The following is a 12,057-nucleotide window of genomic DNA, read 5'->3' as shown; positions in this document are numbered from 1 at the left end:
ACCCCCGGAGCGGCTGACGCCGCTTCCCCCTCAAGGGGGGCGAGCCCGGACATGGAAGCGAAGCTTCCGTGCCTGGCGAGCGGTCGGGCCGCAAGGCCCGGCGCGGCCTGCAAGGCACCCCAGCGGCCCGGCAGAGCCGGTTCCGCGGCGTCCGCTTGGGAAGCCCCGCTTCGAACGCCGACGTGCGCGTTTCACACGGCCGCCGGCGCGGCGTTCAGCCGCACCGTGAAGCGGCTGCCGACGCCGGGCGTGCTGTGCACCTCGATGCGCCCGCCCATGGCCTCGACCAGCTGCTTCGACAGCGCGAGGCCGAGGCCGCTGCCCTGCACGTTGCCGTGCTGCGCGCCCAGGCGCTCGAAGGGGTTGAACAAGCGCGCCAGCTGCTCGGCGCTCATGCCGCTGCCGGTGTCCTCGACCTGCAGCAGCACGCTGCCGTCACCGTCCGGCTCGCAGCGCACGCGCACCTCGCCGCCCGGCCGGTTGTACTTCACCGCATTCGACAGCAGGTTGCTCAGCACCTGCTTGAGCCGGCGCGCATCGGCCTGGACCCACAGCGGCGCACCGCCCAGCCCCATGTCGATGTAGCGCAGCCCGGCCGGCCGCGGCGCCGCCGGGGCCACCGCCAGCATCGTCCAGCAGTCGGCCACCGCCTGGCGCAGCTCCACCGCGGCGAGCGACAGGTTCAGCTGCCCGGCCTGCGCGCTCGACAGGTCCAGCACGTCGTCGACCAGTTCCAGCAGGTGCTGGCCGCTGGCCAGGATCTGGCGCGTCCACGCGCGATGGCGCTCGGCGAGGCCGGGATCACTTTCGAGCAGCTGGCCGAAGCCGAGCACCGCGTTCAGCGGCGTGCGCAGCTCATGGCTGACGCGCGACAGCAGCTGCGTCTTCGCGCGGTCGGCCGATTCGGCGCGGTCGCGTTCGGCGCGCAGCGCCTCGGCCTGCTTCTGCGCGGTGATGTCGGTGTGCGTGCCGATCATGCGTGCCGGCCGGCCGTCCGGCGTGCGGCGGATCAGCAGGCCGCGCGTCAGCACCCACTTCCACGAGCCGTCCTTGCACAGGATGCGGTGCTCGTTGACGTAGGTGGGCGTCAGGCCGTCGAAGTGCGCCTGGCGGTCGCGCTGCATCTGCGCCACGTCGTCCGGGTGGGTGCGCTCGTCGAAGAAATCGAGCCGGTTCGCGACCTCGGCGGCGGTGTAGCCGTACATCTCGACGAAGCGCGGCGAGAACACCTCGGCCCCGCTCTCGATGTCCCAGTCCCAGACACCGTCGCCGGTGGCTTCGAGCGCCAGCTTCCAGCGCTGCTCGCTCTCGCGCAGCGCCGCCTCGGCGTGGCGCGACTGGGTGATGTCGATCATCACGCCGATGCGCACGGTGCCGGCGTCGTCCGAGGCCACCGGCACCGAGGTCACCTGCAGCCACTTGATCTGCGGTTCGTCGCCGCCCGGCCCGCCGGGCCCCGGCACGACGATGCGGAACTCGATCGTCAGCGGCCGCGACTCGCGCACGCTGCTGGCGATGGCCTCGGCGATGCGCGCGCGGTCGTCGGGATGGCGGTAGGCCTCGATCAGCGAGGCATCGGCCATCAGGGCCTGCGGCTCCAGGCCGAACAGCGCGCGCGCGCCTTCGCTGACGAACTCGAACACGCGGCGGCCGCTCGGCGTGGTGCGCACCCGGTAGACGAGGCCCGGCAGATGCTGCGTGATCAGCCGCAGGTGTGCCTCGCTGCGCTGCAGGGCCGCCTGCGCGCGCACGCGGTCGGTGATCTCCTCGATCGTGCCTTCGTAGTACAGCACCCGGCCGTCGGCGTCGCGAACCATGTGCGCGTTCTCGCTGACCCACACGCGCTCGCGCGTGCGGTGGCGGTACACCTCGGAAACGAAGCCGGTGACCTGGCCATCGCGTTCCAGCCGCTCGGCAAATCGCTGGCGCTGCTGCGGGTCGACGTACCACTCGCCGGCGATGTCGCGGCAGGCGGCGAGCAGCTCGAACTCGGTCGAGTAGCCGTTGAAGCGCACCAGCGCGGCATTGGCACGCAGCATCGTGCCCTCGGGCGTCGAGCGGTAGGCGCCGACCGGCAGCAGGTCGAACAGTGTCGACGTGTCGCCGCGGCCGCCGGTGGCGGCCGCGGCAGGGGGTGGGACCGGGGCGGCGTCCATGCGAGTCATCGGCGGCCGCCATTGTCGGCGCTATCGTTGGCCGTTGAACCTCGGGCCGACGCGGAGCGACCCCGGTGAAATCCGTCCGGACCCGTCGACCCCAAAAGGCCCGCGCCGAAGGCCGGGCCCGCTGCGCCGGATCGAAGCGCGTTCAGCCGGTGACCGCCCCGTCACGGTAGCGCCAGACCTGCGCCGGGCCGCCGAGCAGCTCGATCTGGTCGTCCAGCGCCGCGCCGAGCCGGCCGGCGAGCGCGGCCGACCGTCTGTTGTCGGGCCGGATCAGGCTGATCAGCCCGCCGATGCCGTCGATGTGCCGCCGTCCCCAGCCCAGCGCCAGCGCGGCGGCCTCGTGCGCCAGGCCGCGGCCCCAATGCTCGCGCGCCAGCAGCCAGCCCAGCTCCAGCCCCGGCCAGCCCTCGGGGTTCAGGAAGCCGGCACGGCCGAGCAGGCGGCCGCTCGCCCGGTCCTCGACCGCCCACATGCCGTAGCCGCGCAACGCCCAGTGGCCGAGGAACGCCGCCATCTGGCGCCAGGCGATGTCGCGGCCGACCGGCTGGCCGTCGCCGATGTAGCGCATCACCTCGGCATCCGCGCTCATCGCCGCGTAGGCGTCGAGGTCGGCGTTGGTGAAGGCACGCAGGTGCACACGTTCGCCGGTGAGCTCGGGGATCTCGGTCATGGTCGGCAGGTGTCAGGGCGCCGGGTGCTTCAGCGCGTTCTTCGCCAGCTTGCGTTCGACCGCCGCGGCCACGTCGATGCCGGTGTGGTCGGCGATCTGCAGCAGGTACAGCAGCACATCGGCGATCTCGTCGCCGATGCGTTCGGCCTGCACCGGATCGGCGCCCGCGGCGATCGATTCTTCGGCGGTCTGCCACTGGAACAGCTCGGCCAGCTCGGCCGCTTCGACGACCAGCGCGGTGGCCAGGTTCTTCGGCGTGTGGAAATGCTGCCAGCGGCGCTCGGCAGCGAAGTCGCGCAGCCGCCGCTGCAGCGCCGCCACGTCCAGCGCCTTGGGCTGCGCCGGGCTCACCAGCCCGCCACCAGCCCGTCGCGCCGCGGGTCGCTGGCGCAGACATAACCCTCGACGGCCGGATCGCCGAGCCGCCAGATGAACTGGCCGGCGCCGAGGTCCTGATAGCTGTCGTGGATCGACTCGATCTGGTGGCCGCGCGCGCGCAGCGCCTCGATGGTGACCGGCCGCATCGTCGCCTCGACGTTGATCGACAGGCCCTGGTTGAAGCGCCAGCGCGGCGCGTCGCAGGCCGCCTGCGGCGACTGGCGGTGGTCCAGCATGCGCGATACCGTCTGCAGGTGGCCCTGCGGCTGCATGTTGCCGCCCATCACGCCGAAGCTCATGCGCGGCTGGCCGTCACCGTCCGTCAGGAAGGCCGGGATGATGGTGTGGAACGGCCGCTTGCCCGGCGCGACGACGTTCGCATGGCCCTCGTCGAGCGTGAAGCCGTGGCCGCGGTTCTGCAGCGACAGCCCCCACTCGGGCACCACGACGCCCGAGCCGAAGCCCATGTAGTTGCTCTGGATGAAGCTGACCATCATGCCGCGCTCGTCCGCCGCGGTCAGGTAGATCGTGCCGCCCTTGACCGGATTGCCGGCGCCGAAGTCCTGCGCGCGCGACGGGTCGATCAGCTTCGCGCGTTCGGCGAGGTAGGCCTCGTCGAGCAGCTGCAAGGGGGTGACGTCCATCGACGACGGATCGGACACGTAGCGGTAGGTGTCGGCGAACGCCAGCTTCATCGCCTCGATCTGCAGGTGCTGCGCCTGCGGGCCGTCCGGGTCCATCGAGGCGAGGTCGAAGCGCCGCAGCAGCGACAGCGCGATCAGCGCCGCGATGCCCTGGCCGTTCGGCGGGATCTCGTGCAGCCGGTGGCCGCGGTACTCGGCCGAGATCGTGCCGACCCACTCGGGCCGATAACTCGCGAAGTCGGCGGCCGTCATCACACCGCCGTGTTGCTTCGCATGCGCGGCCGCGGCGGCGGCGATCTCGCCGCGGTAGAAGGCCTCGCCGCGGGTTGCGGCGATGGCCTTCAGCGCGCGCGCCGCGCCCGGCATCGTGAAGCGCTCGCCCACGTCCGGCGCGCGGCCATGCGGCAGGAAGGTCTCGGCGAAGCCCGGGAAGCCGCACAGCACCGGCGTCGCCAGCGCCCATTTCTGCTGCACGATCACCGGCACCGCGTAACCCCGCTCGGCGACCTCGATCGCCGGCGCCAGCAGGTCGGCGAACGGCAGCTTGCCGAAGCGTTCGCTCAAGGTCACCCAGGCGGCCACCGCGCCCGGCACCGTCACCGCGTCCCAGCCGCGCGCCGGCGGCGTCTTCGCATCGGCGCCGTATTTGCCGCGGAAGTACGCGGGCGACCAGCCCGCCGGCGCCGTGCCCGAGGCATTCAGCCCGTGCAGCTGCTGGCCGTCCCACAGGATGCAGAAGGCGTCGGAGCCGAGGCCGTTGCTGCAGGGCTCTACCAAGGTCATCACCGCCGCGGTGGCGATCGCCGCATCGACCGCATTGCCGCCGGCGGCCAGCATGCGCAGGCCGGCCTGCGCGGCGAGCGGGTGCGAGGTGGCGACGGCGTTGCGCGCGAAGACCGGCTGGCGCACGGACGGGTAGCCGGCACGCCAGTCGAAGGGGATCGATGAAGGGGATGAAGGCGAGGCGCTCATCGTCGCGAAGCTCCGGAATCAGCTCGCGCGCATGGTACGCCGCGGGTCCGCTGCAAGACCGCAGTCGGCGCCGGCGGCGATGCCGGCTGGGCGGCGGACCTCGACGCATCCGGGCGCCCGGTGCGCGCGTAAGGTTCCCGGTTGCGGCCCGACTGATGGGCCAATCCGCCGTGACCGCTCGTCACACCCCGACCTTGACCCACCTCGACCGCTGGAGCGCTTGATGACCCTGTCCCGATTCGCCGCCCCGCTGGCCCTGGCCGCCGCCGCCCTGGCCGCGTCGGCTTCCGCACAAGCCCAGGCCGACCCGGGCAAGCTGGTCGATGCCTTCGAGTCGACCTTCGGCAAGCACGAGGGCTACCGCCGCTCGGGCGCCAAGGGCCTGTGCGCGACGGGAGAGTTCGTCGGCAGCGCCGAGGCGCGTGCGCTGTCCGTGGCCTCGGCCTTCGGCGGCAAGCCGGTGCCGGTGGTGGTGCGCTTTTCCGTCGGCGGCGCGAATCCGAACGCCGCCGACAACACGAAGACCCAGCGCAACCTCGCGCTGCAGTTCAACCTGCCGGACGGCGAGAGCTGGCAGATGGGCAACATCTCGGCGCCCGTGTTCGGCGCGGCGACACCGGAGCAGTTGCTCGGCCGCGTCGAGTCGCTGCGCCCGGATCCGGCCACCAAGGCGGCCGACCCGGCCAAGGTCAAGGCCTTCGCCGACGCCAACCCCGAGGTGCTGCTGCAGGGCAGGTACTTCGCCAGCCAGCCGGTGCCGGCGAGCTTCGCGAGCGTCAACTACTGGGGCGTGCACGCCTTCGCCTTCGTCGATGCACGCGGCCGCAAGACCTGGGGCAAATGGGTCTTCGAGCCCATCGGCGGCGCCGCCGGCCTGAGCGACGACGAAGCCAAGGCCAAGGGCCCGAACTTCCTCGCCGCCGACCTGCGCGAGCGCGTCAAGGCCGGCAACGTCGCCTTCGACTTCCAGCTGCAGATCGCCGACAGCGGCGACAAGCTCGACAGCGCGGTGGTGCCGCTGCCGGCCGAGCGCAGGAAGGTGTCGCTGGGCAAGCTGCGCATCACCGAGGTGGCGCCCGACGGCGGCGGCGCCTGTCTGGCGCTGACCTTCATCCCGACGGTGCTGCCCAAGGGTGTCGAGCCTTCGGCCGATCCGCTGCTCGGCGCGCGCGCCGCACCCTATGCGATCGGCCTGGGCCGGCGGCTGGGCGAAGGGGCCAGGCAGTAGGCGGGCAGCGCCTGCCGGCGGCACATCCCCCCGGTCCGCGGGGGGCGGCGATGGCAATAAGTCATCTGCCGGACGCCTGCCACCTTCTTAGCATGGCTGCCATGGTGATCCCGTTCCCTTCGCCGTCGACCGCCAGCCGTGCCGCCGCAGCCCCGCGGCAGGTGGATGTGCTCGAGCTGCTGCTGCAACTGCGCGATGCCGGCGTGGCAGGTGATCGCCAGGGCCTGCAGGCCGCGCTCGCACGGCTTCGCTGCGCGGACGAGCGCGAGGCGCTGGCCCTGGCGCTGGACCACTTCCTCGGCCCGGCGCGACTGCCGACCACCGAGCGCCCCTACATCCCGTACTGAGGACCGCGCTGGTTCGCGACGACGCCTGCGGCCGGCAAGGCCGCGGGGCAGCCGCACACCGCCCCTGTGCTCAGACGTCGATGTTCGCCGCGCGCAACGCGTTGCTCTCGATGAAGTCGCGCCGCGGCTCGACCTCGTCGCCCATCAGCATCGTGAACACGCGGTCGGCCTCGATGGCGTCCTCGATCTGCACCTTCAGCAGGCGCCGGACGTTGGGGTCCATCGTCGTTTCCCACAGCTGCTCGGGGTTCATCTCGCCGAGGCCCTTGTAGCGCTGGCGGCCCACCGCGCCTTCGGCCTGCGCCATCAGCCAGGCCATCGCGGCACGGAAGTCGGCGACCTTCTGCTCCTTCATGCGCTCGCCTTCGCCGCGGCGCACGACCGCTTCCGAGCTCAGCAGGTCCTTGAACGTGACGCCGGCTTCCTGCAGCGCCGCGTAGTCCGCGCCGTGCACGAAGTCCTGCGTGATCGCGCTGCTCTTCAGGTTGCCGTGGTGGCGGCGGCTGATGCGCAGCAGGTGCTTGTCGGTGCGCTCGTCGAACTGCGCCTCGACCTCGGCATCGTGCAGCGCGGCCTTCAGCGCCATCGCGCTGGCCTCGGCCTGCGGTGCGCTGTCGAGGTCCAGGGTCAGGCCGTTGGCGATCGCGCGCAGGGCCTCCAGGTCCATCCAGTTCGACAGGCGCTCGATCACGTGGTTCGCCAGCACGTACTTGCGCGCCAGTTCCTCCAGCACGCCGCCGTTCAGCGCCGCGCGCGTGCCGCTCACGCCGTCGGGCAGCACGCTGGCGCCGTCGAGCGCCACCTTCAGCAGGAAGGCATCGAGCTCGATGCCGTCCTTCAGGTACTGCTCGTGCTTGCCGACCTTCACCTTGTACAGCGGCGGCTGCGCGATGTAGATGTGGCCGGCCTCGACCAGCGCCGACATCTGGCGGTAGAAGAAGGTCAGCAGCAGCGTGCGGATGTGCGCGCCGTCGACGTCCGCGTCGGTCATGATGATGATGCGGTGGTAGCGCAGCTTGTCGAGGTTGAAGTCCTCGGTGCCGATGCCGGTGCCCAGCGCGGTGATCAGCGTCAGGATCGCATCGCTGCTCAGCAGCTTCTCGTAGCGCGCCTTCTCGACGTTGAGGATCTTGCCGCGCAGCGGCAGGATCGCCTGGAACTTGCGGTCACGGCCCTGCTTCGCGCTGCCGCCGGCCGAGTCGCCCTCGACGATGTAGATCTCGCACATCGCGGGATCCTTCTCCTGGCAGTCCGCCAGCTTGCCGGGCAGGCCCATGCCGTCGAGCACGCCCTTGCGGCGCGTCATCTCGCGCGCCTTGCGGGCCGCCTCGCGCGCCCGCGCAGCCTCGACGATCTTGCCGCAGATGATCTTGGCGTCGAGCGGGTTCTCGAGCAGCCAGTCGGTCAGCAGCTTGGAGACAATCTCCTCGACGGGGCCGCGTACTTCGGACGATACGAGCTTGTCCTTGGTCTGGCTCGAGAACTTCGGCTCCGGCACCTTGACGCTGACGATGCAGGCCAGGCCCTCGCGCATGTCGTCGCCCGAGATCTCGACCTTGGCCTTCTTCGCCAGCTCGTTGTCCTCGATGTACTTGTTGATGACGCGTGTCATCGCCGCGCGCAGGCCGGTGAGGTGGGTGCCGCCGTCGCGCTGCGGGATGTTGTTCGTGAAGCACAGCACCGACTCGTTGTAGCCGTCGTTCCACTGCATCGCCACTTCGACGCCGACGTTGGTGTTCTGCTCGCTCATCTTGTCCCCCATCGCGTGGAAGACGTTCGGGTGCAGAACCTTCTTGCCCTGGTTGATGAACTCGACGAAGCCCTTGACGCCGCCGGCGAAGGCGAAGTTGTCCTCCTTCGCGTTGCGTTCGTCGACGAGGCGGATCTTCACGCCGTTGTTCAGGAACGAGAGCTCGCGCAGGCGCTTGGCCAGCACGTCGTAGTGGAAGTCGATGTTCGTGAAGATCTCGCCGTCGGGCAGGAAGTGCACCTCGGTGCCGCGCTTCTCGGTGTCGCCGGTGATCTTCATCGGGCTGACCTCGAAACCGTCGCGCGTCTCGAGCAGCCGGTCCTGCGGCACGCCCCGGACGAACTCGAGAAAGTGCACCTTGCCGTCGCGACGCACGGTCAGCCGCAGCCACTTCGACAGCGCGTTGACGCACGAGACGCCGACACCGTGCAGGCCGCCCGAGACCTTGTAGCTGTTCTGGTTGAACTTGCCCCCGGCGTGCAGCTCGGTCAGCGCGATCTCGGCCGCCGAGCGCTTGGGCTCGTGCTTGTCGTCCATCTTCACGCCGGTCGGAATGCCGCGGCCGTTGTCGATGACGGAGATCGAGTTGTCGGTGTGGATCGTGACGATGATGTCGTCGCAATGGCCGGCGAGCGCCTCGTCGATCGAGTTGTCGACGACCTCGAACACCAGGTGGTGCAGGCCGGTGCCGTCGGACGTGTCGCCGATGTACATGCCGGGCCGCTTGCGCACCGCCTCCAGGCCTTCGAGGATCTGGATCGACTCGGCGCCGTAACCCAGGCTCGGGTTGGCGGCGTCGTCGGGGCGGGAGGGAGTGGAATCGCTCATGGGGCTCTTCAGTGGGGCTGACCGCTCAAGGGCGCGGCCACCCTGTCAAAACGCCGAAGCGGGCACTGGGCCCGCTCGGCTCATTCGGTTCGGCGGGGCGCCTCAGATCCGCATCGGCATCACCACGTACTTGAAGCCCGTCTGATCGGGCACGGTGATCAGCGCACTGGAGTTGCTGTCCTGCAGTTCGAGCCGGACCATCTCGTGGTTGATGTTGGCCAGCACGTCCATCAGGTAGGTCACGTTGAAGCCGATCTCGATCGGATCGCCGGCGTAGTCGATCTCCAGCTCTTCCTTGGCCTCTTCCTGCTCGGCATTGCTCGACGCGATGCGCAAGGTGCCGGGCTCGATGTTCACGCGCACGCCCTTGAACTTCTCGGAGGTCAGGATGGCCGCGCGCTGCAGGCTCGCCAGCAGCGCGGCGCGGCCGAGCACCACGGCGTTCTTGTGGTTCTTCGGGATCACGCGGTTGTAGTCGGGGAACTTGCCCTCGACCAGCTTGGTGACGAACTCCATGCCGGAGAAGTTGAACTTCGCCTGGTTGCCGGCGAAGCGCATCTCGATCGCGCCGTCGCCGCCGTCCTTCTCGTCCTTCAGCAGGCGCTGCAGCTCGAGCACCGTCTTGCGCGGCAGGATCACCTCCTGCTTCGGGATCTCGTTGTCGAGCTGCGCCTGCGCCAGGCCGAGCCGGTGCCCGTCGGTGGCCACCAGCGTCAGCATCCGGCCCTCGGCGACGAACAGGATGCCGTTGAGGTAGTAGCGGATATCGTGCACCGCCATCGCGAAGTGCACCTGGTTGATCAGACCCTTCAGCGTCTTCTGCGGCACCGAGAAGGCCGGCCCGAAGTCGACCGCTTCGTTGACCAGCGGGAAGTCGTCGGCCGGCAGCGTCTGCAGCGTGAAGCGGCTCTTGCCGCCGGTCAGCGTCAGCTTGTTCTGCGCGGCAGCCAGCGTGACGACCTGGTCGGTCGGCAGCGTGCGCAGGATGTCGATCAGCTTGCGCGCGCCGACGGTGGTGGCGTAGCGGTCGTTGTCGCCGCCGAGCTCGGCCTGCGTGCGCACCTGGATCTCCAGGTCGCTGGTGGTCAGCTCGAGCTCGCCGCCGTTCTTTCGCAACAGCACGTTGGCCAGGATCGGCAGCGTATGCCGGCGCTCCACGATGCCCGCGACCGCCTGCAGCGCCTCGAGCAGTTTTTGTTGTGGAGCTTTCAGAACAATCATGTCTTCCTCTTTGAACTTAGTGGTTCTAGTAGGGGGCCGGCTCGGCTGTGGAGAACGCTATTTTCGCTTGCAATTTCAAGGGTTTAGGACGGCACGAACCCTGTGGGGCGCGGGCCGGGAAACCGGCTCGCGAAACGGAACAACTTCGCTCGGCGCGCCACGCCTGTGGATCACTGCGCGCTTGTTCGACAACTGTCCACAGGCTTGTGCCTTGACAGACCGGCCGCCCGCCCTCACCCCTTCAATGTCTGTTCGAGCACGTGCAGCTGCTGGTTCAGCTCGGTGTCCTTCGTGCGGTCGCCGCCGATCTTGCGCACCGCATGCAGCACCGTCGTGTGGTCGCGGCCGCCGAAGAGCTCGCCGATCTCGGGCAGGCTCTTCTGCGTCAGTTCCTTGGCCAGGTACATCGCGATCTGGCGCGGCTTGGCGATCGAGGCCGGCCGCTTCTTCGAGTACATGTCGGCGACCTTGATCTTGTAGAAGTCGGCCACCGTCTTCTGGATGTTCTCGACCCCGACCTGCCGGTTCTGGATCGACAGCAGGTCCTTCAGCGCCTCGCGTGCGAGCCCGATGTTGATGTCCTTGTGCGAGAAGCGGCTGTAGGCCAGCACCTTGCGCAGCGCGCCTTCGAGCTCGCGCACGTTGGCGCGCACGTTCTTGGCGATGAAGAAGGCCACGTCCTCGGGCATCTCGGTGCCTTCGGCCTGCGCCTTGCGGATCAGGATCGCGACGCGCATCTCGAGCTCCGGCGGCTCGATCGCCACCGTCAGCCCGGCGTCGAAGCGGCTGGTCAGCCGCTCGTCGATGTCCACCAGCCCCTTGGGGTAGGTGTCGCTGGTCATGATGATGTGCGCGCGCTTGGCCAGCAGCGCCTCGAAGGCGTTGAAGAACTCCTCCTGCGTGCGGTCCTTGCCGGCGAAGAACTGCACGTCGTCGATCAGCAGCAGATCGAGCGAGTGGTACTTGGCCTTCAGCTCGTCGAAGGTCTTGCGCTGGTAGTTCTTGACGACGTCCGAGATGAACTGCTCGGCGTGCAGGTAGAGCACGCGCGCATCGCTGCGGTCCTTCAGCAGCGCGTTGCCGACGGCATGGATCAGGTGGGTCTTGCCGAGGCCGACGCCGCCGTAGATGAACAGCGGGTTGTACATGACGCCCGGCGCACCGGCGACGTGCAGCGCGGCGGTGCGCGCCATCTGGTTGGCGCGGCCGGCGACCAGCGTGTCGAAGGTCAGCGCCGTGTTCAGGCGATGGCTGTGCGCGGCCGGAGGCAGGTGGCCGCCCGCACCGTTGGGTGGCGCCGACAACGGCTGCACGCTGGTGGCATGGGCGAGCGCCTGCGTGTTCAGCAGCGCCGCTGCGCGCACCGGCTGATGCGCCGCCGGGCCCGTGCGGGTGGCCGGCATCGGCTCGCGTGGCGCCAGCGAGAGTTCCAGCCGCACCGGCTTGCCGGCGAGTTCGCTCAGCACCCCCTCGATGCGGCCGGCGTACTGCGAACGGATCCAGTCGAGCTTGAATCGGTTCGGCACACGCACCGAGGCCACCGCGCCGTCGCCGCCATCGTCATCCACGATGTCGGCCGCCGGCAGCGGACGGATCCAGGTGTTGAATTGCTGCTCCGGCAACTCGGTCGCGAGGCGTTCGCAACCGAGCTGCCACAGGTCTGGGTTCATTGTGGACAACTTATTCTGGAGCGGCCGGATTGTAGGCCCCCTCGCCCGGCCAAGCCGCTGTTATCCACAGTTCCGCCGATGCGGTCAAGCCCCGCGCTTGCCCGCATTCCGTGGTGCAAGTGTTTGACCCTAAAGGGGCTTTTTGCTCTAATAGTGGGTTTCCCCGACGGGGACACCTTCAAAG

At 69.5% G+C, this 12,057-nt stretch carries 9 protein-coding genes; 2 read left to right on the top strand and 7 right to left on the bottom strand.

Annotation, left to right across the window (positions count from 1 at the left end):
- Positions 1-191: 191 nt before the first annotated feature.
- The 4 genes from P1K89_RS20565 to P1K89_RS20550 form a co-directional block, all read right to left on the bottom strand.
- Positions 192-2,156 (bottom strand): PAS domain-containing protein, encoded by a 1,965-nt coding sequence (locus tag P1K89_RS20565; RefSeq protein WP_284618374.1) that lies wholly within the window; start codon positions 2,154-2,156, stop codon positions 192-194.
- A 151-nt stretch (positions 2,157-2,307) separates the two neighbouring features.
- A complete protein-coding gene (locus P1K89_RS20560) occupies positions 2,308-2,835 on the bottom strand; it encodes a GNAT family N-acetyltransferase (RefSeq protein ID WP_284618373.1) in 528 nt (175 codons plus the stop codon).
- Positions 2,836-2,847: 12 nt separating this feature from the next.
- Entirely contained in the window at positions 2,848-3,162 is a 315-nt protein-coding gene (locus tag P1K89_RS20555) for a nucleotide pyrophosphohydrolase (protein ID WP_284618523.1), read from the bottom strand.
- 20 nt (positions 3,163-3,182) lie between these two features.
- Positions 3,183-4,829: a gamma-glutamyltransferase family protein gene (locus P1K89_RS20550; protein ID WP_284618372.1), complete on the bottom strand. Its 1,647-nt coding sequence runs from the start codon at positions 4,827-4,829 to the stop codon at positions 3,183-3,185.
- 223 nt (positions 4,830-5,052) lie between these two features.
- On the opposite strand from P1K89_RS20550, the gene P1K89_RS20545 reads away from it, so the two are divergent.
- Together P1K89_RS20545 and P1K89_RS20540 are read left to right on the top strand one after the other, a co-directional pair.
- Entirely contained in the window at positions 5,053-6,057 is a 1,005-nt protein-coding gene (locus P1K89_RS20545) for a catalase family peroxidase (protein WP_284618371.1), read from the top strand.
- 92 nt (positions 6,058-6,149) lie between these two features.
- Entirely contained in the window at positions 6,150-6,404 is a 255-nt protein-coding gene (locus P1K89_RS20540; RefSeq protein ID WP_284618370.1) for a hypothetical protein, read from the top strand.
- Between the two features lie 70 nt (positions 6,405-6,474).
- On the opposite strand, the gene gyrB is transcribed toward P1K89_RS20540, so the two are convergent.
- The 3 genes from gyrB to dnaA form a co-directional block, all read right to left on the bottom strand.
- The gene (gene gyrB / locus P1K89_RS20535) at positions 6,475-8,982 is read right to left on the bottom strand and encodes a DNA topoisomerase (ATP-hydrolyzing) subunit B (protein ID WP_284618369.1); all 2,508 of its coding nucleotides are present in this window, start codon (positions 8,980-8,982) and stop codon (positions 6,475-6,477) included.
- 102 nt (positions 8,983-9,084) lie between these two features.
- Positions 9,085-10,203, bottom strand: coding sequence for a DNA polymerase III subunit beta (gene dnaN, locus P1K89_RS20530; RefSeq protein ID WP_284618367.1), 1,119 nt, complete (start codon positions 10,201-10,203; stop codon positions 9,085-9,087).
- Positions 10,204-10,436: 233 nt separating this feature from the next.
- Complete coding sequence (dnaA, locus tag P1K89_RS20525) at positions 10,437-11,873, bottom strand: chromosomal replication initiator protein DnaA (protein ID WP_284618366.1); 1,437 nt, start codon at positions 11,871-11,873, stop codon at positions 10,437-10,439.
- Between the last annotated feature and the right edge of the window lie 184 nt (positions 11,874-12,057).

Source organism: Aquabacterium humicola, assembly GCF_030167915.1.
In the GTDB taxonomy this organism is placed as follows: Bacteria; Pseudomonadota; Gammaproteobacteria; order Burkholderiales; family Burkholderiaceae_C; genus Pseudaquabacterium; species Pseudaquabacterium humicola.
The sequence above is the reverse complement of the archived record's forward strand: the minus strand, read 5'-3'. Positions and strand labels throughout refer to the sequence as shown.